The 18588-nt window shown below is 69.2% G+C and carries 19 protein-coding genes and 3 pseudogenes; 17 read left to right on the forward strand and 5 right to left on the reverse strand.

The window, feature by feature from the left end; all coding sequences use genetic code 11:
• Entirely contained in the window at window positions 1-450 is a 450-nt protein-coding gene (locus ACIQTP_RS38300) for a MarR family winged helix-turn-helix transcriptional regulator (RefSeq protein WP_403408668.1), read from the reverse strand.
• Window positions 451-576: 126 nt separating this feature from the next.
• On the opposite strand from ACIQTP_RS38300, the gene ACIQTP_RS38305 reads away from it, so the two are divergent.
• Window positions 577-1026, forward strand: coding sequence for an ATP-binding protein (locus ACIQTP_RS38305; RefSeq protein ID WP_403408670.1), 450 nt, complete (start codon window positions 577-579; stop codon window positions 1024-1026).
• Between the two features lie 309 nt (window positions 1027-1335).
• Here ACIQTP_RS38305 and ACIQTP_RS38310 read toward each other — a convergent pair whose 3' ends face one another.
• Window positions 1336-1788, reverse strand: a complete 453-nt coding sequence (locus ACIQTP_RS38310; protein WP_403408672.1) for a MarR family winged helix-turn-helix transcriptional regulator — start codon at window positions 1786-1788, stop codon at window positions 1336-1338.
• Window positions 1789-1886: 98 nt separating this feature from the next.
• Between ACIQTP_RS38310 and ACIQTP_RS38315 the strand changes: the two genes are divergently transcribed.
• The gene (locus tag ACIQTP_RS38315) at window positions 1887-2798 is read left to right on the forward strand and encodes an alpha/beta hydrolase (protein ID WP_403408674.1); all 912 of its coding nucleotides are present in this window, start codon (window positions 1887-1889) and stop codon (window positions 2796-2798) included.
• Window positions 2799-2980: 182 nt separating this feature from the next.
• Here the strand turns inward: ACIQTP_RS38315 and ACIQTP_RS38320 are convergent, their stop codons facing one another.
• Complete coding sequence (locus ACIQTP_RS38320) at window positions 2981-3433, reverse strand: Lrp/AsnC family transcriptional regulator (RefSeq protein WP_101403125.1); 453 nt, start codon at window positions 3431-3433, stop codon at window positions 2981-2983.
• 112 nt (window positions 3434-3545) lie between these two features.
• On the opposite strand from ACIQTP_RS38320, the gene ACIQTP_RS38325 reads away from it, so the two are divergent.
• From ACIQTP_RS38325 to ACIQTP_RS38365, 9 genes and pseudogenes are all read left to right on the forward strand, one after another.
• The gene (locus ACIQTP_RS38325) at window positions 3546-4163 is read left to right on the forward strand and encodes a LysE family translocator (RefSeq protein ID WP_403408677.1); all 618 of its coding nucleotides are present in this window, start codon (window positions 3546-3548) and stop codon (window positions 4161-4163) included.
• Window positions 4164-4214: 51 nt separating this feature from the next.
• Window positions 4215-4670, forward strand: a complete 456-nt coding sequence (locus tag ACIQTP_RS38330; protein ID WP_403408679.1) for a PaaI family thioesterase — start codon at window positions 4215-4217, stop codon at window positions 4668-4670.
• Window positions 4667-5383 carry an MBL fold metallo-hydrolase gene (locus ACIQTP_RS38335; protein WP_403408681.1) on the forward strand — a complete coding sequence of 239 codons (717 nt, stop codon included), beginning with the start codon at window positions 4667-4669 and terminating at the stop codon, window positions 5381-5383. Before ACIQTP_RS38330 ends, ACIQTP_RS38335 begins: the two co-directional genes overlap by 4 nt.
• Window positions 5380-5634 (forward strand): hypothetical protein, encoded by a 255-nt coding sequence (locus ACIQTP_RS38340; RefSeq protein ID WP_403408683.1) that lies wholly within the window; start codon window positions 5380-5382, stop codon window positions 5632-5634. Before ACIQTP_RS38335 ends, ACIQTP_RS38340 begins: the two co-directional genes overlap by 4 nt.
• Window positions 5635-5716: 82 nt before the next feature.
• Window positions 5717-5893, forward strand: coding sequence for a hypothetical protein (locus tag ACIQTP_RS38345; RefSeq protein ID WP_403408685.1), 177 nt, complete (start codon window positions 5717-5719; stop codon window positions 5891-5893).
• A gap of 12 nt (window positions 5894-5905) precedes the next feature.
• Window positions 5906-6151, forward strand: a pseudogene (locus ACIQTP_RS38350) (ISAs1 family transposase); the annotation flags it as partial.
• 368 nt (window positions 6152-6519) lie between these two features.
• Window positions 6520-7284: a hypothetical protein gene (locus tag ACIQTP_RS38355; protein ID WP_403408687.1), complete on the forward strand. Its 765-nt coding sequence runs from the start codon at window positions 6520-6522 to the stop codon at window positions 7282-7284.
• Between the two features lie 160 nt (window positions 7285-7444).
• The gene (locus tag ACIQTP_RS38360; protein ID WP_403408689.1) at window positions 7445-7753 is read left to right on the forward strand and encodes a hypothetical protein; all 309 of its coding nucleotides are present in this window, start codon (window positions 7445-7447) and stop codon (window positions 7751-7753) included.
• Between the two features lie 435 nt (window positions 7754-8188).
• On the forward strand, window positions 8189-8590 hold the full coding sequence (locus tag ACIQTP_RS38365; protein WP_403408691.1) for a hypothetical protein: 402 nt from the start codon (window positions 8189-8191) through the stop codon (window positions 8588-8590).
• 174 nt (window positions 8591-8764) lie between these two features.
• On the opposite strand, the gene ACIQTP_RS38370 is transcribed toward ACIQTP_RS38365, so the two are convergent.
• The gene (locus ACIQTP_RS38370; RefSeq protein WP_403408693.1) at window positions 8765-9661 is read right to left on the reverse strand and encodes a polysaccharide deacetylase family protein; all 897 of its coding nucleotides are present in this window, start codon (window positions 9659-9661) and stop codon (window positions 8765-8767) included.
• A 119-nt stretch (window positions 9662-9780) separates the two neighbouring features.
• Here ACIQTP_RS38370 and ACIQTP_RS38375 point away from each other — a divergent pair, with 119 nt between their 5' ends.
• The 4 genes and pseudogenes from ACIQTP_RS38375 (at window position 9781) to ACIQTP_RS38390 (ending at window position 12447) form a co-directional block, all read left to right on the forward strand.
• Window positions 9781-10167 (forward strand): DnaJ C-terminal domain-containing protein, encoded by a 387-nt coding sequence (locus ACIQTP_RS38375; RefSeq protein WP_403408694.1) that lies wholly within the window; start codon window positions 9781-9783, stop codon window positions 10165-10167.
• Window positions 10168-10884: 717 nt separating this feature from the next.
• The gene (locus tag ACIQTP_RS38380; protein WP_403408696.1) at window positions 10885-11388 is read left to right on the forward strand and encodes an N-acetyltransferase; all 504 of its coding nucleotides are present in this window, start codon (window positions 10885-10887) and stop codon (window positions 11386-11388) included.
• A 320-nt stretch (window positions 11389-11708) separates the two neighbouring features.
• Window positions 11709-11828 (forward strand): annotated as a pseudogene (locus ACIQTP_RS38385) (transposase); the annotation flags it as partial.
• 172 nt (window positions 11829-12000) lie between these two features.
• A complete protein-coding gene (locus tag ACIQTP_RS38390) occupies window positions 12001-12447 on the forward strand; it encodes a transposase (protein ID WP_403408698.1) in 447 nt (148 codons plus the stop codon).
• Here ACIQTP_RS38390 and ACIQTP_RS38395 read toward each other — a convergent pair.
• Window positions 12404-12914: pseudogene (locus ACIQTP_RS38395) on the reverse strand (hypothetical protein). The gene ACIQTP_RS38390 and the pseudogene ACIQTP_RS38395 sit on opposite strands and share 44 nt — an antisense overlap.
• Before the next feature lie 657 nt (window positions 12915-13571).
• Between ACIQTP_RS38395 and ACIQTP_RS38400 the strand changes: the two are divergent.
• A complete protein-coding gene (locus tag ACIQTP_RS38400) occupies window positions 13572-13958 on the forward strand; it encodes a hypothetical protein (protein WP_358741373.1) in 387 nt (128 codons plus the stop codon).
• A 104-nt stretch (window positions 13959-14062) separates the two neighbouring features.
• Complete coding sequence (locus ACIQTP_RS38405) at window positions 14063-18541, forward strand: caspase family protein (RefSeq protein ID WP_403408700.1); 4479 nt, start codon at window positions 14063-14065, stop codon at window positions 18539-18541.
• The last annotated feature ends 47 nt before the right edge of the window (window positions 18542-18588 follow it).

An 18588-nucleotide genomic window follows, 5' to 3' on the forward strand; every position in this document is an offset into this window, starting at 1 on the left:
TTACGGGGCGGCCTGGACCATCCGCTGGACGATGGGCAGGGCCGTGCGCATGGCTTGGAGCAGCGCTTGCACGTCCTGCTCGGGCAACGCGGCCAGAAGGTCGGCCACCCGGGCGGTCTGCGTGCGCCGGCGCTGGGCCATCAGCTCGCGCCCGGCGTCCGTGATGGCGACGACGCGCACCCGTCCGTCTTCGGGATGGCCCACTCGCGTTGCCAGACCTTGGGCTTCCAGCCGCTGCACCAGCACGGTCATCGACGGCTGAGCGATGCCCTCCGCCGCTGCCAGCGCGGTCAGCCGGATCGGACCTTCCCGCTCCAGCCTGTTGAGCACCGCGACGGTGGTCAGACTCATGCCCTGCCGGTCCGACAGGAGGTACCTGGCCACTCCGGTGGTCAGCTCGTTCAGCGCCGCCGCCACCTCCCGGGGACCCTCTTCAGGTGTCTCATCCATACCCTCATCTATATCACCGATCTATATAGACAGTCTATATAGATCGGTGATATATCTGATCGTGAACCGTTAGGGGTTCTGGTCACGACCAAGGCGCCATCGCGGCGCCGGAAGAAGGTGATGACCGTGACCTGCGTTTACACCCCGGACCTCTCCGCGTGGCACGCCGCTGCCCGGCGCCCGCAGGCATCGGGGGGCGCCTGGCTCCTGGCGCACCGCCCGGAAGCCGCCTCAGAAGCCCGCAGGATCACCAAAAGGGTCCTGACTCAGTGGAGCGTCGCCGATGAGACGGCCGACTCGGTGCTGCTGACCGTCTCCGAACTCGTCACCAACGCCGTGGAGCACGCACAGCCCCCACTGAACCTCGACCTGAGCCGCGACCCGGACACCCGGCGCGTGCACATCGAAATCTCCGACGGCGGCCCGGCCGCCGTGGACGGCGACTGGGCAGTCAGCTGCACCCGCGGCGAGCACGGCCGCGGGCTGGAGATCATCGACCAGCTCACCGCCGCGCATGGCGACCGCCAGGAGCCCGGACACGTCATCCACTGGGCTGACGTGGACGCGCGTTTCTGACCGGCTCGACGATCCACGCGGCGAGCCCGGCCTTCGAGTCGGCGAGACGGACATCTTGTGGTGGGCGAGGCGTCCTGGCCCGTAGTTGTCGCTGTACTGACCTGTAGTTGGCGGCCTCCGCGGGCAGCTGACGGTTCGGCAGTGGGGGCAGCGATAACCGTCAGGCTTTGTGGGGCCGTTGGACTGACGCTTGGTGCGCAGGCGCCGCTATCCCTCGCCGCCATGCCACCCGCGACTCGGCCACGTGTCGGCCATTCGACATCGGGCATATCCTCCGAGCCGTTCGACGTCGACGGCTGCCGCGATCGTTCAGCCTGAGGGCATGCCGACACGCGCGTCCTCGACAGTCCCCCGCAGTTGGGCGAGGGCGGTCGCCAGCTGTTCGAGTGACCGCGCGGTCAACGGGTCGGCGAGCCATGTGCGCAACTCGTTCTCGAAGGTCGGCGTGGCGGCATCCAGGAGTTGCCGGCCCGCCTCCGTCAGGGCGAGCAGCGACGAGCGGCGGTTCTGCGGGTTGGGACGGCGACTCACCCACCCTGCGGCCTCGAGTCGGTCGACCCCCTTGCTGGTCGCACCCACGGTGATGGCGACCTCCTGGGCGAGGTCGTTCACCCGGCAGTCGTCACGGCCGCCGATGATCCGTAGGAACTCGAACTGGCTGGCGGTCAACCCGTGCTGGGCCCGCAGACGCTCGCCGAGGACGTTGTAGAGCCTCGTCTCGTACCGGACGAGGTCGGCGAACACCTGTGCGTGATTGGTCACATGGCACCCCATCTTCTCAGGAAGTATCTTCCTTGGAATATAGTCGAGCTCTCGCCCCGGGGTCATGATCCCGCACTCACCTCGACACGGAGGACAGCATGAGCAAGGAACAGCGCGCGACGGTTGACGCCCTGCTGCGATCGGCGGCGTTCGACGCCAGTCGCACACCGGACGAACTGCGCGTGGCTTTCGCCGCGATGATGGCCGGTAGCCCATCGCCGCTCGGAGTCTCCCTCACCCCGAGCAGCCTCGGTGGCCGCCCGGCACTGGAGATCGAGCCGCAGGACGGGCCGATCGGAGGGACGATCCTCTACTTCCACGGCGGGGCCTGGATATTTGGCTCGCCCGCCACAGCCCAGCACATCACCGCGGCGCTCGTGCGGCGTACGGGTGCCCGGGCCGTCTCGCTCGACTACCGGCTCGCACCGGAGCATCCGTTCCCGGCCGCGATCGACGACGGCGTCGCGGCCTACCGCGACCTGCTCGAGCACGGTGTGCCGGCCGAGCGGATCGTACTGGCCGGGGACTCGGCCGGCGGCGGGCTGAGCATCACGACCGTGCTCGCCGCGCGTGACGCCGGCCTGCCGCGCCCGGCCGGGGTGGTCGCGTTCTCGCCCGGGCTGGACGCGACCCGCAGCGGCGAGAGCATGACGACCAAGGACGGGATCGACCCGCTGTTCACCCGCCAGTCGCTGCAGCGTCTGGGCGCCCACTACCTGTCGGGCCAGGACCCGCGGCACCCACTGCTGAGCCCCGCGGTGCACGCCGACCTCGCCGGGCTGCCGCCGCTGCTGCTGCAGGCAGGAACGAACGAGGTGCTGCTCGACGACTCGACCCGACTGGCGACGCGGGCGGCCGCAGCCGGTGTCGATGTGATCCTCGACGTCACCGCCGACGTGCCACACGTCTTCCAGTCGTTCACCGGTTCGCTCGACGAAGCGGACGCGGCACTGGACCGGGCCGGTCGTTTCATACTCGACCGGCTGGCGACCGCCCCGGCCGCGCTCTGACGGCCGCACTCCCGGACACCAGTCCGGGTCAGGTCGAGTCGGAGAACACGGTGGCAGCGAGGGGCGGCCAGGGGCAGTCCGGCAACGCGCCCGAAATCGGTCAAGCCAACTCCCCTGTCCGGACCGCGCTCCGGACCGGAGTCGCGGGCGCGCCGGCCCAAGAAGACCACGATCGAAATGGCCTACTCGGGCAGTGGGCGATCGTCAACGACGTGCTTCATGACAAGGGTGGAGGTCAGGCGCTGGACGCCCGGCAGGGTGGCCAGCCGCTGGTCGTACAGCTGCTGGAAGGCGGCCAGGTCGGCGGTGGCGACGCGCAGGAGATAGTCGGGCTCACCGAACAGGCGCTGGGCCTGGATCACGTGCGGGACGGCGGCCACGGCCTCCTCGAACGCGGAGACGGTGTCACGGTCCTCCCAGCGCAGGGTGGCGAAGACCAGGGCTTCGAAGTGGAGACCGACGGCGGCCGGGTCGACGACCGCGCGGTAGCCGCGAATCGCGCCCTCGCGTTCGAGGTCACGCAGGCGGCGGTGGCAGGGCGAGACGCTCAGCTTCACGCGGGCGGCCAGCTCGGTCACCGTCAGACGGCCATCCAGCTGTAGCTCGGTAAGAATCTTCCGGTCCAGGGCATCCATGAGACAGATTTTCCCCCATCAGGCGCGATCATGGAGAAAAGACAGAAACACCTTCGGGCAAATCACACCTAATCTTCCCTCTCACGGCAAGGAACGCGAGAGGGAACGATCGATGGACACGACGACGGTGGCGGCTTTCCTGGCAGTGGATCTGCTGCTGGTGTTCACCCCGGGCGCGGACTGGACCTACGCGATCACGGCTGGGCTACGCGACCGGTCGGTCGTCCCGGCGGTCGCCGGACTGATAGCCGGATACGCGGGATACACGGTGCTCGCCGTGGCCGGCCTGGTGGTGATCGTGGCGAACTCGGCCACCGTTCTCACCGCGCTGACCGTCGCCGGGGCCGCCTACCTGATGTGGCTGGGCCGGGGTGTCCTGTCGCGGCCGGCGGTCCTGGGCGCGTCCGCGGAGGGCATGCCCTCCTCGCGCCGGCGGATCATGCTCAGGGGAGCCGGCATCAGCGGCCTGAACCCGAAGGCGCTGCTTCTGTACTTCTCGCTGTTCCCACAGTTCATCGACGCCGGGGCGGGCTGGCCGGTCGCCGCGCAGACCGGACTGCTCGGCACGCTCCACATGACCGCCTGCGCCGTGGTCTACCTCGCCGTCGGCATGCTGGCCCGCACCGTCCTGAAGACCCGGCCTTCGGCGGCCCGGGCAGTCACCCGCGCCTCCGGTGCCATGATGATCGTCATCGGTGGGTTCCTACTGGTGGAACGCCTGGCCGGCTGACGGACCCGCCCGAACGCGTTCAACAGCGTGATGTCCGCCGAAGGAGAGCACATGGAAGAGCAGGCGCAGCAGGAACAGGCGAGCCCCGAGGTGCAGGCGCGCATCCGGACGAGTTTCGAGCGTCAGGGGCTGATGGGCCTCCTCGGTGCACGGATCACGCAGATCGCGCCGGGCCGTGTGCACATCCTCCTCCCGAGCCGGCCCGAAGTGACGCAGCAGCATGGCTACTTCCACGCCGGCGCCACCAGCGCGATCGCGGACACCTCGGGCGGCTACGCCGCGTTCACGCTGTTCCCGGAGAACACCGACGTGCTCACGGTCGAGTACAAGATCAATCTCCTGGCGCCCACCGTCGGCGACCACATCGAGGCAGTCGGAACGGTCTTGAAGTCCGGGCGCACCCTGACCGTGTGCCAGTTGGAGGTGTTCGGCGTCCAGGACGGCCGGCGGTCGCTCGTCGCCAACGGCCAGCAGACGCTGATCCGCGTGAACAGGCCTGAGCGGTGAGCCCGCGGCCGCTGCCGTCCTGGGTGACCTGGCAGCAAAGGCCGTTTCCCGACGCCAACCTGCTCCTGCTCCACGGACGCCAACCCGCCCTGGTCGACAGCGGATTCGTCGGCCACGCCGAGGACACGGCCGCCTGGGCCCGCGCCCACGCCGGAGACGTCGGCCTGGTCGTGAACACCCATTGGCACTCCGACCACGTCGGTGGCCTCCTGCAGGCGGGCGGCGCCGGCATCGCGGCCGGCGCCCCGGAGGCGGACGCCGTCGCGTGCCGGGACCCGGGCTGCTGCGCTGCGGAATACCTCGACCAGCCCGTGAGCCCGTACACCATCGACATGGCGCTCGACGACGGTCAGGTCCTCCGCCTCGGTGCTGCCGACTGGGAAGTGGTCCGCACCCCCGGGCACACGCCCGGGCACCTCGCGTTGTGGCAGCCGGAAGAGCGGCTCCTCGTGGTCGGGGACGCGCTGTCGGACTACGACGTCGGCTGGGTGAACCTCGCCCTCGACGGGCCCGACGCGGCAGCCACCGCTCTCGCCTCCCTGAAGCGGATGGCCGACCTCGCCCCGCGCGTGCTGCTCCCCTCGCACGGGCCGATCCCCGCCGACCCCGGCGCGGCCTTCGTCACCGCGCTGCGCCGTGCTCGGCGTCTCGTCGACGACCCCGACGGAGCCATCTGGTACGGGTCCGGCGGGTCTTCGCCTTCGCCCTCATGATCCGCGGCGGGATCCCCGACGACGAGGTCGAGCCGTACCTGCACGCGCGGGCCTGGCTGACCGACGCCGCGCGCCTTCTGGGCCGCACGCCCGAGGCACTCGCCGCCGAGCTCATCGCCATGATGCTCCGCAGCGGCGCCGTCGTCCTTCGCGACGGGCGCCTGCACGCCGCCGCGGAGCACACCCCTGTCGAGACGCAGACGCTGCGCGTGCCGTACCCGCGTTCGTGGCCGACGACGGCGCCGCGCTGACTCCCGGCGGACAGAGGCGCAGAGCGGCCTCACGGCCGCTCGCGCCGTCCATGTCTCCGTCCAGTGATCCCTACGGAAGTCAGTGCCCGCTGTCGCATCTTCTCCGATCCCGCCCGTCCTTCACCAACTCCGGGATCAGCCTGACGCCGCCGAGGATGAACTGCCGGGGCTGCTGGCCCGGTTGGCCGGGGTTCCCGACCCCCGCAAGCCGCGCGACGTGCGCCATGGCCTGGTGGACGTGCTGGCACTCGCGGCCTGAGCGGTACCGACCGGCGCGACCTCGCTGCCGGCGATCAGCGAGTGGGCCGCCGATGCGCCACCGGCGGTCCTGGACCGTCTCGGCGCGCGCCGCTGCGCTCTGAGCGGCACCCTGCCGGTGCCGCGCGAGACGACCATCCGCCGCACCCTGGCCCACCTCGATGCCGATGCGCTCGACCGGTTGGTGGGCGCGTGGCTGGCCGACCACCGCAGCCAACCTGGCCCGAAGGCCCGGCGGGCGGCGGCAGTTGACGGCTAGGCCCTGTCGTCACAGCGCCGCGGGGCTGGGGGCACCTCCCGGCCGAAGGCTGGGGAGGGAATATGACGACAGGGCTAGCGCCAGGGCTGGAATCCATCTGTGTCTGGAACGCAACAAGGTGCCTTTCCGTCTTGTAGGGGGCCGTGCGGTGAGCGAGCCCCGAACTTCCTTTGGTCGTACGCATGTTCGATGAAACTGTACTATCGAGTAACAACTGACATAGCGTCAAACAGGTGATGGGCGAGGCGATGGACCGACTCCGCAGGACCGCGTGGGCGGCACTCCCTCTCCTGCTGTCCTTTCTGGCAGCCGGGTCGGCCTCGGCCTCCCCGCTCGAGTCGTCCCTCCCGTTCGGAAGCGTCCGGTCGGTGCGTCCCGGCGACGCACTGACGGTCAATGCCAAGACCAGCGAGGCCAGTTACGCCGAGACCATCACCTCATCCGCGTTCATCAGGGCAGGGAAGCTGCGGATGATGGATCCGCTGCTGACCACCACCGTGACCGTCGCCTGCGATACCCGGCCCGGCACCTACCCGGTCCTGCTGCACGGCGCCGGAGACGTGGGCCCGGAGGAGCATCCGTTCCGTTGGGCACGCGTCCGCGTTGAAGCCACCGACGAGGCGGCACGCCGCGTCTGCCGGAACAAGGTCCGGAAGCTGTCCCCGCCCAGCCTGGAGGAACGCTGGGCTCCCGACAGGACGTGGCCCCAGTCGGAATGGGACGTGCGGACCTTCCGGGCCGGCAGCCGCGTCACGATCACCGACAACTATGACGAGGGATCGGACGGTGACATCACCCTCACCTCCCGCGCATTCACCGACCGCTCCGTCCTGCGCGGAGCCAGAGCCGTCCTGACCGCCACCACCACCCTCAGATGCGACTCCGCACCCGGCGTCTATGTCGTTTACCGGCATGACGCCGACCAGGCCGGCCCCGGCAAGCCATGGGCCCGTCTGCGTATCACCCCCGCCGCACCCGGAAAAGCCTGCGCTGCGCAGCAAGGTGCAGAGCACTCAGCCGGGACATTCCGCACCAGTACGGTGGCCTGGGCCGCGGGCGGCGTCCTCCTCGCCGCCGCAGTCGGCACCGCACTTCTTCTGCGGGCCAACTCCCGCCGCGCACCCTCCGCCTGAGCGCGCCTCGCCGGTCGTCAACCGGCTTGGATCGCTGCTGCGTTGACGCGATGAGGCGGCCCGCGCACCAAGGCCTGGCTCGCCGGATGCGGCGCCTTACGCATCGCCGGCACCCACAACATCGCCGCTGCACTCCGCGCCAGCTCCCGCGTACCGCGCTTTGCTTCGTGACCGCTGCGGGCGTGCGGCTGCGGCAACCAACGCCGGCGCTGCCACGTCGGACGACGAACCGGTACCGGCTGACGACGCACAGGGCGTTCTGAACGACGGAACCGTCGCGCACGTCAATGACGAAATCGAGTTCACTTTCACCGGAGACAAGACCGCCGCCAAGAGGCCGCAGGTCGCCGCGGCTTGCCCTGAGGTGAACGATCCTCCGACGTACGCCGAGGCCAGCATTGTCGTCGAAAAGGCCAAGGTGAAGGTCGACACCAAGATCAGCAACTCGTGGACCTGGAGGGGCACGTAGACCGTCACCGACACGAACACCGCCAACAAGGGGTACCGGGCCGTCCGCGGGCAGGTGGGCTGGAAGCTCACCGCCGTGAAGACGTGGATCGCGCCTCCCTGTAACGTCAAGACGAAGACCATTGTCGTGAAGGACCCGCTCAAGGGCGATATGTCGATTGGGCGACAGAATTCGTGACGCGAACCGGAGCCCGACGGAACGCGGCGGCGCTGTGCCTCGTGGCCGCGGCGGCGCTCACCGGGGCCTGCGACCCCAGTGAGCCGGCCGGATCATCGTCGCCCACGCCCCGTACGAGTGCGTCTTCGTCCAGTGCCATTCCGGACGGCAAGGCCGCAATGGCGATCCTGGATAAGGCCTTCGTCGGCAGACAAGAGCTCGGGAGCGGATCCGGCGCCCTGCGGTCGCAGCTCACCTGTACGGGAAACGGCTCCGCAGATGCGGAAGGGCTGCGCGGGCCGCGCGGTGGACGGCAAAGCCTGCGCGGCGCGGCCGGAGCCAAGGGCCGCAAGATCCACCACCTGCTTCAAGCCGCTGCTGGACACCGTCGCCGACCTGGCAGGAACCGTCGTCACCAGCGACGCGGTGCACACCCAGGGTGAGCACTCCGGCTACCTCCTCGGCCGGGGCGCCCACTCCATCGTGATCGTCGAGGGCAACCAGAAGAAGCTGCGCCGGCAGCTCAAGTCCCTTCCCTGGAAGGACATCCCACTTCAGGGACGCACCCGGGACATCGGCCACGGCCGCTCGGAGATGCGCCGGATCAAGGTCGCCACCGTGAACAGCCTCCTGTTCCCCCGGAGCCCGCCAGGCCGTCCAGATCAGGCGCCGGCGCACTGACCGCAAGACCGGCAGGACCACCGTCAAGACGCTCTACGCCGTCACCAGCCTGACCGCCGAGCGGGCCACCGCGGCCCATCGAGCGCAACTCGCCCAACTCGTCCGCGACCACTGGAAGATCGAGGCCCTGCACCGACGCCTCGGGGCAGCCGCCGCTCCGGCCGGGACGCAGCGTCAGTGGAGAGCGTCCGAAAGGCGGGTGAAACTGTGGCCGGTGGCCAGCAGCTGGGGGACGGCGGCGGTGATGCCTCGGGCAGTTCCGCCGCGGGGGTGGTTCATGTGGCAGATGACGATGGATCCGCCGGGGGCGGCGGCGACGGTGGAACGGACCTGTTCGGGGGTGAAGGTGGCGCCGCCGTCGCCGTTGACCGAGAAGCTGACGAAGCGTTCTCCCAGAGCGGTGACGATCCGTGCCGCGACGTCGTCGCAATAGGCGGTGCCGGAGCGGAAGAAGCGTGGCGGCGTGCCCAGCAGCCGGGTGAGCTTGGTCTGGTTGCCGGAGATCTCGTCGTACACCTCGGCGGCGCTGCGGGTGCCGGGGATCCCGTAGGCGGAGCGGCCTGTGACCGAAAGCGGGCGGTGGCGGGTGCCGTGGTTGGCGATCTCGAACAGCGGCTCGGCGGCCAGCCGGCGGAAGACGGCGGGGTTGGCGTCAATCCAGCGGGAGTTGATGAACAAGGTCGCCGGTACCTCCCGTCTGCGCAGGAAGTCGATCAACGCACGGTCGTAGCCGCTGCCGCCCGGGCCGCCGCAGGCGTCGAAGGTCAGCGCGATCGCGCGTTCGGCGGCCGGCAGCGCATGGACCACGGCGGGTGCGTCGAAGCCCCAGGTATGCGGCACCGCGTGCCCGTACCGGGCCACGATGTCGGCGCGGGTGACGGCGCGTGACGTGCTGGGCGCGGTGGCCGACGGGCTGGAGCCCGGCGCGCTCGTACTGGGTCGGATCGCCGCGGATGTGGAGGGAGAACCGGTGACGGAAGCGCTGCGGTCGGCCGCGCTCCGGGGGCCCGCACAGCCGGCGAGCGCGCCTCCCGCCATGGCCGCCAGCACTGCCCGGCGACTGGGTGTCATCCGTTCCCCTTGTTCGAAGATCCTTGACGGGACACCCCGCTACGGGAACCGTACGCGGCGCAACAGCCATGATCAGTAAGAGGGTGGCAAGGGTTCGCCAACAATCCCTTGTAGATCATTTGCCGTGCTGGTCGCGGGGCCCGGCGGGCGCTGTCGCCGACCTCGCTCAGGGCAGTGGCCTGGGCTCGGACCTCAAGCCGACGGTTCTGCTGGTCCGCTGGATCGACTCCGCGGAGGCCCGGTCCGGCACCATCAAGAAGATCAGCTTCGACACGGCCATACGGTGCGAGACCTGCGACGGCAGCGGCACAGTCGCCTCCACTGCCTGCGACAAGTGCACCGGCCAGGGGCGAGTACGCACCCGACGCACCCTCTCCGTCAGGATCCCGCCCGGCGTCCGGGACGGCACTCGCATCCGCCTGACCGGGCAAGGCCAGACCGGCCTCCGCGGACGAGCCCCGGGCGACCTGTACGTGCAACTCCGTCTGCTCGGACAGCGCTCATGATCTGGCGACAGTGCTCACGGAAATAGCGGACCGGCCGCGCGCCCGGGTGGTGCCCCTGTCCCCCCGCCCTCGTCGTACACCGCGGCGGTCGAGCGGTACCTCACCGGTGCGGGCACCGCGAAGTCCTCCGCGCGGATCTACCGGATCTCGCTGACGACGTGGGGGTGGATGCTCGCCGGTGAACGGGGAACGGGAGGCACCACGGTTCCGGTCCCGTCGGCCGGGCGGAAGTAGGGCCTTCCTCGATAGCTGCGGGCCTTTGCTGTCGACGGTCACGTTCCCCAGGGCTGTGGTCACGGAATTGTGTGACGCTGATCATGCAGATCATGGGGAAAGAAAAGCGTGACCGCCGGCACGGGTCTACCTGGGCCTGGCTCTCGGCCCGGAAGCAGGGGGCCGGTTGCGGCGCTGCCTCCCCTTTCGGGCAGTTCGTTTAATTCACCCCTGGACAAGATGGTCTGTCCGATTTTGAGGTGCCACAATCGAACACAGACTACCCGATGGTCACATCGTGTGATCATCGGGTAGTCTTGTGTAGATTTTTTTCGGGCTTCGCTTAGCTTAGAAGCCGTTGCCATACCGATTATGGAGTCTGTCGATCGAACGGGAGTCTCGATCGGGTGATCGCGGGCACTGCCCGGCATGAGAGCAGGGCCTGGCGGTATACGGGGAAAATCCAGGGGAGCGGACGGCCGCGCGCTGCTACGGTCGGGCGCTATGAGCTGGCTCCCCGATGACTTCGTCCATCCCGTCCTGGTACCGCTGCCGGGCAGTGGTCATCACCTGCGGCCGATCCGGGAGGCGGACACCCCGCTCGACTATCCGGCTGTGATGGGTTCGCGCGAGCGGCTGTGGACCATCTTCGGCCCAGCCTGGGGCTGGCCCGCGGCCACCATGACCTACGAGGCCGACCAGGCCGACCTGTTGCGGCACGAGAAGGAGATCGCCGCACACCAGTCTTTCAACTACGCGCTGTTCGACGCGGCGGAGACAGCTCTGCTCGGCTGCGTCTACATCGACCCACCGGAGAGGGCCGGCGCGGACGGCGAGATCTCCTGGTGGGTGGTGGACGAGCTGGTGGGCAGCAAGGTCGAGCAGGCCCTGGACGAGCTGGTGCCGCAGTGGATCGCCGCCGACTGGCCGTTCGAGCAGCCGCGCTTCCTCGGCCGCGAGATCTCCTGGTCGGACTGGCTCGTCCTGCCGGAGCACCCCGACGCGTAAGTAGCTTTTGTCGTAATGCTCTGGGGACTTGGTGCTCGAACGGCCGTCGCGATTGGATGGTCGTCGGGTGCTCGGCGCATGCGAGGAGGGCCTCCTGAACAGCTCGCTGGTGTCGAATCACCGAGCATCAGGAGGCCCTGGTGTCGCAGTCGTGCGTGCCGATGCCCGTGCAGCCCACCGCGGGTACTCGGGACTGCGACTGTCTGGCTCACCAGTTCGGAAACGCTGCCGACAATCGCCTGCGAGAGCGTCGGTATCCGAGCGACATGACGGACGCGGAGTGGGTGGTGGTGCGGCCGCTGCTGCCGGTGCCAGATTGGATGCAGGGCCAGGGCGGGCAGCCGGAAGCGTACTGCCACCGGGCGATGCTGGACGCGATCGGCTATCTCGTGGACAACGGCATCAAGTGGCGGGCGATGCCGGCCGACTTCCCGCCGTGGGACCGGGTCTATGCGTTCTTCCGCCGCTGGCGCGATCGCGGCCTGGTCCGGGAGTTCCATGACCGGGTGCGCGGGCAGGACCGGGAGAGGGGAGGGCACAATGCCCTGCCGACGGCTGGGGTGATTGATTCGCAGTCGGTCAAGGCGGATGCCGTGGTCGGCGCCTGCACGCGTGGGCTTCGACGGCGTCAAGCTGGTCAACGGACGCAAGCGGCACGTCGTGGTCGACACCCTCGGCCTGCTGCTGGGCGTGATGGTCACCGCTGCGGATGTGGGCGATCGCGCCGCTGCCCACATCCTGCTGGAACAGGTGGCTGCCGCTCACCATCGCCTGGCCCTGGTCTGGGCCGACGGCGGCTACACCGGCAGTCTGGTCGAGCACTGCCTGGCCGCGTTCGCCCTGGTCCTGGCGATCGTCAAGCGCAGCGACAACATGAAGGGATTCGTGGTGCTGCCCAAGCGGTGGATCGTCGAGCGTCTCTTCGCGCACCTGATGCGAAGCCGCCGCCTGGCCCGCGACTTCGAGCGTCGTATCGCCAGTGCCGAGGCGATGATCTACTGGTCGATGGCCGCCCTCATGACCCGTCGCCTGGCCCGGCCCCACCGGGGACGAGGGTGAACCGGCCGGGTGCGGGCTCGGCCAGCCAGCCTCGGGCGACCAGGCGTTTCGCCTTCGACCGCAAGGCCTCCACCCGCGCCGGCACCACGTCCATGCCGAACACTGCGGCCATTTCCTGGCAGGACAGCGGCCCCTGGCCGAGACGGACACGGTCCGCGACGGCTTGAAGGATGCGCTGGTACTCGACCGACAGCACCGAAGAGGCGACCTCCTCACGCCACACCGGCACCTGCGATTTCGGGTTGGCCGCATCCCGAGGCCCGGGCGGCAGCTCGGGGGCCGGCGTCAGCGGCGCTGTCCGGAGCCAGAACCGTATCAACCCGCCGCCGGGCGATCGCCCACTCCTGCCATTCCTCCTCGGCCGCGGCCAACTCGGCCTGAATGCGGTCGGCCTCCTCACGCAGGCCATCGACCCGACGCCGAGCAAAGAGCTCGTGCTGTTCCAGTAGTCCAACGACTGACGGCATTCGAGACCTCCCGGGGAACGACGACCTGACAGACCACTACTCCCACGGGTCTTACGCACCGATCCGCAACCAGCGGAAACACGCCAATCACACCCGGAAAGACAACAGCTTCTAAGACCGCGGCCTCTGGTTTAAGGGATCGACGAACTCCCGGCGGGCCAGACGCCGCACGATGGTCGGTAGGGAGAGGCCAGCCACCTCTCCGCCGCGAAGCCGATGGCTTCGCGGAACCGGCCATCGCCACTCCTGAACGGTCTCTCGGACGTCGACCCGAGCAAATCTCGCTTCCGTGCGCGAGCACATCGACCGCCCATGTGTAACTTCGTCGACCTGATGGCCGAGGACCCCGACTTCGACATCATCCCGACTGTGCAGGGTTGGCGGCCAGCCGACTACGAGACCTGTCTGGAGCTGTACAACAAGCACGGCGTGAACCTCGGAGCTGCAACCTGGCCTCCGCCGGGCTGCGCCTGCACGGCATCCTCTCCTTGTTCTACCGCTGGGCGATCGCCCAGCGGTACACGGCCTCCGAGCCGTTCGCCTACCGCCAAGGCCCTGTTCGCACGGTGCCGTTACCGGCTCTCAGTAGTGGCGGATGGGGCGAAAGGTGGGGTCAACTAACTGTCAGGGCAAGAGAATTGGTGCCACCATGTCCGCGTGGAAGTACGGGTGGAAGTTGCAGGCATGCATTCATCAGATGAGCTGCGGTCGCTGCGGGAGTGGCTCATTGCCGACGAATCACTGCGGGGACGGGTACGGCTGGTAGCCGGGGCACCCGAGAATGGCACGCTCGGCACCGGGATGGAGGCCCTGGCGGTCGCCCTCGGGAACGGCGGGGCCTTCACGGTGTTCGCGACGGTCGCGGTGACGTGGCTGAGGCGACGGGCAGGTCGGATGGAGGTGAAGATCATCAGGGCCGACGGCTCGACGGTGGAGATCAGTTCGGACCTCGTGCGGCCTCAGACGGCGCAGGAGCTGCGGGAGACGGCTGAGCGCCTGGCGCGGGATCTTGGTCCCGCCCAAGAAGGGGCGGAAGGCGCATGACGCCGTCTGGTTCACTGAACCGGCCGACCGCGCTGAATTCAAAGGGCTCCCGCGCCCTGATTGTGGGCTCGGGCCGTCACGTGCCAGGTTCGCTGCTGCCTGACGTGCCGGCTGTCGAGGAGACGGTACGCGAGCTGGGTCTGACTCTGGTGGAGCGGTGCGGTCTGCGGCCAGAGCACCTGGACTCCGTCACCAACCCTGAAAACCCGATCGTCCTGGGTACCGCCCTGACCGCAGTGGCCAGGGAGGCCACCGACACCCTGCTCGTGTACTACGTGGGCCACGGCCTGGTCAGCCTGGGCAACGAGCTGTACCTGGCGACGCGGGCGACCGACGACCCAGTGACCGGCCTGGCGTACAAGGCGCTGCCGTACCAAGCCGTGCGCGACACCCTCAGCGAGTGCCGCGCCCGCTCGGTCGTAGTGGTGCTCGACTGCTGCTTCGCCGGGCGTGCCCGGGGTACGTTCGGCACCGCGGCCACCCGTGCCTTCGAACTCGCCTCTCTTGGCGGGACATACGTGCTGACGTCGGCATCCGCCGACGAGCAGGCCCTGGCCCCGGTCGGGGCACAGTACACGGCCTTCACCGGCGAGCTGCTGTCCTTCCTACGCGAGGGCGCCCCCGCTGGGCTGCCGGATCTGACGGTCGAGGACGCCTACCGGCATCTGCGACGCACGCTACCCAGTCAGGGGCTGCCGGAGCCGCACCGGCACCTCAGCGACCGTGCGGGCGAGCTGGTGCTGGCGAACAATCCGGCGGCCGGCCCAGCGCGAGTGCCGGACAATGCGCCGGGGCCGGAGCAGGAAGGGCCCGAACCGCCGTGCCCGTACCGAGGTCTGCGCTCGTTCACCACAGACGACACCGCGTACTACTTCGGCCGGGAGAAGCTCGTCGGTGAGGTGCTGCGGAAGATGTCGGAATGGTCTGACAAAGGCGGCCCGGTCGCTGTCGTCGGGCCGTCGGGCGCGGGCAAGTCCTCGCTGCTGCATGCCGGACTTGTGCCAGCGATCCGGAGCGGAGAGCTGCGGGTTACCGGATCGGAAACCTGGCCGCACCTTTCGCTGACTCCTGGGGAACGTCCGCTGAGCACGCTGGCCAGGCGACTTGCCCAGGATGTCGAGATGCCCGAGGATGCGCTCGCCGCGCGGCTGCGCGAGCATCCGGAACAGCTGTCCACGTTGATCAGGCAGGCACTGGGCCGACAGGACGGGGACGACGGCCGGCTGCTGATCCTGGTGGACCAGTTCGAGGAGCTGTTCACCCAGTGCGCCGACGAGGTCGAGCGCCGCGCTTTCGTCGAGGCGCTGTGCTCGGTCGGCAGACCTGACGGGTCCCGGCCCGCGACGGCCATGGTCGTGGCCGCGGTCCGCGCCGACTTCTACAGCCGCTGCCTTGCCTACCCTGAACTGGCCCCAACGTTCCGGGAGTACCAGGTGCCGGTGGTGCCGATGACCCCCGACGAACTCCGGGACGCCATCGAGCGGCCCGCTGCGGTGGCCGGTTACCGGCTGGAGGAGGGCCTGAGCGGTCTGGTGCTGCGCGACTTGCGGATCGGCGGGGACCGGCGGGAGCCCACCGAGTCCGGGTTTCTCCCCCTGCTCTCGTATGCCCTGGAGCAGACCTGGGTGCACCGCGACGGCCGCGATCTGCTCATCCGGCGGTATGAGGCGAGCGGTGGAGTATGGAATGCCGTCACCCGGGAGGCCGACCGCGTCTACGAAGGGCTCGACCCCGGCGGCCGCCAGGCTGCCCGGCTGCTGCTCCTGCGCATGGTGCATGTCGGCGGGGACTTCGAGGACACTCGGCGGCGGGTCGACCTGACCGAGCTGGCCGCAGTGCGCCCGGCATCCGAGGCGGCTCACATCACGGCAGCCTTGAACGCACTGGCTGACGCGCGGCTGATCACTGTCGACGGCCACACCGCCCAGATCGCCCACGAGTCCCTGCTGCGCTCGTGGCCGCGGCTGCGGGGGTGGATCGACGAGGACCGGCGCGGACTGCTGATCCACCGTCAGCTCACTGACGCGGCACGCGAGTGGGACAGAACACGCGACCGTACGGTCCTGTACGGCGGCCCGCGTCTTGCCGAAGCCCGCAAGTGGTTCGCCGACGCCAGCCATCGTGCTGCACTCGCAGCCACCGAACAGCGCTTCCTAGCGCGGAGCGTGCGCAGGCACCGGCTCCGCAGAGTAGAGGTGGCGGCCGGCGTGGGCGTACTGATCGCCGCCCTGCTCAGCGGCCTGATCGCCGTGTGGCAAAGCCGGGTCGCAGCTGACCGGGCAGACGTCATCGCATCCCGGCAACTCGCGCTGCTCGCCGACTCACTGCGCGACGGCGACCCTGCGACGGCCCTCGGGCTGAGCCTGGCCGCCTACGACGTCTCTCCCACCTCCGAGGCCAGCGCCAGTGTGCTGCACTCGTACGTGACAACGGCTCCCGCCGCCCTGACCGGGCTCACCGACCGAGTGTTCAACGTGGCCTACAGCGGCGACGGCCGCCTCCTCGCTGCCTCCGCCAAGGACCGCACGGTACGGCTGTGGGACATCTCCGACCCCCACCGGCCGGTCGCCCGCGCGGTCATCCACACCGATGGGCTCGCGGCCATTGCCTACCGGCCCGGCGGAAACACGCTCGCCGTCCAGACAGAGCGCTCGCTGACCCTGTGGGACTTGACCGACCCGGCCAAGCCCGTCTCGACGGCGCACCAAACGAGCCCGGCGATCCTGCCGCCGCACATCGCCTTCAGCCCGGACGGCTCGCTGCTCGCCGTGACGGGCGCCCACGGAGTCGTCCACCTGTGGGACACGACCTCCGCCGACCGCCCCACACAACTCCCGCAGGTGACCGCTGGCACAGCAGACGTGCATGCCGTCGCCTTCGCGCCCAAAGGCAAGACACTCGCCGTCGGCACCGCGGCGACCGGGGGCGGCCGGGGCACCAGCAGGGTCACCCTCTGGGACCTCGACACTCACGGCCGGGCCGGTAAGGCCCCGGCGGCGACCTTGCGGGCCAACTCCGTCGAGAGCCTGGCCTTCAACCCGCAGGGCACTCTGCTCGCTGCCGGCGGGGTGCTGGGTGCTATGGCGGTCTGGGACACCACCAGAATCGACCGCCCCACGGCCAGGAACGTGGAACCGTTTTCGGTGGATGGTCAGGGCGCCATCTTGTCGATCTCCTTCAAGCCGGACGGCAGGACGTTCCTCGCCGCCGACGCGACTGGGACGGTCGAGCAGTGGGAGAACACCGGCGACGCCGGCCCCCCGGACACCCGACGGATCGACGTCTTCACCAGTTATCCCACCACGCTGCCCGTCTATGCAGTCGCCTACAGCCCGGACGGCTCCACCTTCGCCAGCGGCGGCGACAAGGGCCCGGTTGCACTGTGGACCTCGGCAAGCCCGCCCGCGCTACCAGGCGACGTCGCCGCAGCCGGCTCGGGCACGCCTGGCACAGCGTTCAGCGCCGACGGGCGGCTGCTCGCGGTCTCAGCGCCCACCACCCCGCCGGGCCGCACCCAGATCTGGGACGTCGCGGACCCCCACCACCCCACGGTCGCCTACACATTCCCGCAGGAGTGGGCCCACGCCGACTTCATCGGCGACGGAAGGACACTGATCACCCAGAACAAGGACCGGAACAAAGTCGCCTTGTGGGACATGCACGCCCCCCGGAAACCCAGGCGGAAGTCACAGTTCGCCGCGGTCGGCAACGCAACAGTCTCCAACGACGGACGGACCCTTGCAGTGAGCACCGCAGACCGCCCGGCTGTCGCCATCTTCGACATTACCGACCCTGGCAGCCCCCAGCACGGCCGCAAGATCCCGGTGCACGACAAAGGCCAATTCTCGCAGGTCTTCACGCACTTGCTGAACGACAACCTACTGCTGGTCTGGGATGACACGGGGGCCAACCTGTGGAACATCGGCGACATCACCACGCCGCAGCGCCTATTCCGCTTCCGTCAGCCAACCAACATCAGCGGTCTCGCGTACAACGACAAGACGCATCTTCTGGCCATGTGGGATTACACGGGCCCCCTGTTCATGTGGAACCTGACGGATCCAAGGCATCCTAATGAGATCTCCTCGGGAGGAATCTCGGCAAAAGTGGAGAGTGCGGGCTTCATCAACGAAGATACGCTCGCCGTGTCGACCGCCAACGACTCCAGCATCACACTGTGGAACATAGGCGACACCGCCGCACACCCGAAGAAGATCGGGGTGGTCACCGGAGACGGCAAGCTGTCGGCATTCTCGCTCAGCCCCGACCTGCGCACCCTGGCCGAGCAGCCGGCCTACGGGCAGGCCCACCTATGGGACGTAGGGAACCCCGCGCATCCCTCGGACCAAGGCACACTGCCGGACCCGTACGCGCAGGCGGGCGAGTTCAGCCCCGACGGCCGGACGCTGGCTATGACGACAAACCGGCTGCCTGGCGGCGGAGAAGGCATCCGGCTCACCGACTACAAGGCCAAGGACGCCTACCTTTACCTCTGCTCCCTCGGCCCGCACCCGATCAGCCGGACGCGCTGGGAGCAGACGGTCGGCCGGATCCACCCCTACCGTAAACCGTGCGGCGCCTGACGAAGGGGGCGGCGCGGCCAGAACGGCAGCCCCCGTCGTGAAGACCT

Source organism: Streptomyces sp. NPDC090798, assembly GCF_044768965.1.
Lineage (GTDB): Bacteria > Actinomycetota > Actinomycetes > Streptomycetales > Streptomycetaceae > Streptomyces.

Bases quoted from the DNA above. Each gene is read 5' to 3' on its own strand.
- ACIQTP_RS38300 (WP_403408668.1), bottom strand. From the start codon at position 450: ATGGATGAGACACCTGAAGAGGGTCCCCGGGAGGTGGCGGCGGCGCTG.
- ACIQTP_RS38315 (WP_403408674.1), top strand. From the start codon at position 1,887: ATGAGCAAGGAACAGCGCGCGACGGTTGACGCCCTGCTGCGATCGGCG.
- ACIQTP_RS38320 (WP_101403125.1), bottom strand. From the start codon at position 3,433: ATGGATGCCCTGGACCGGAAGATTCTTACCGAGCTACAGCTGGATGGC.
- ACIQTP_RS38325 (WP_403408677.1), top strand. From the start codon at position 3,546: ATGGACACGACGACGGTGGCGGCTTTCCTGGCAGTGGATCTGCTGCTG.
- ACIQTP_RS38330 (WP_403408679.1), top strand. From the start codon at position 4,215: ATGGAAGAGCAGGCGCAGCAGGAACAGGCGAGCCCCGAGGTGCAGGCG.
- ACIQTP_RS38340 (WP_403408683.1), top strand. From the start codon at position 5,380: ATGATCCGCGGCGGGATCCCCGACGACGAGGTCGAGCCGTACCTGCAC.
- ACIQTP_RS38365 (WP_403408691.1), top strand. From the start codon at position 8,189: ATGCGGAAGGGCTGCGCGGGCCGCGCGGTGGACGGCAAAGCCTGCGCG.
- ACIQTP_RS38370 (WP_403408693.1), bottom strand. From the start codon at position 9,661: ATGACACCCAGTCGCCGGGCAGTGCTGGCGGCCATGGCGGGAGGCGCG.
- ACIQTP_RS38380 (WP_403408696.1), top strand. From the start codon at position 10,885: ATGAGCTGGCTCCCCGATGACTTCGTCCATCCCGTCCTGGTACCGCTG.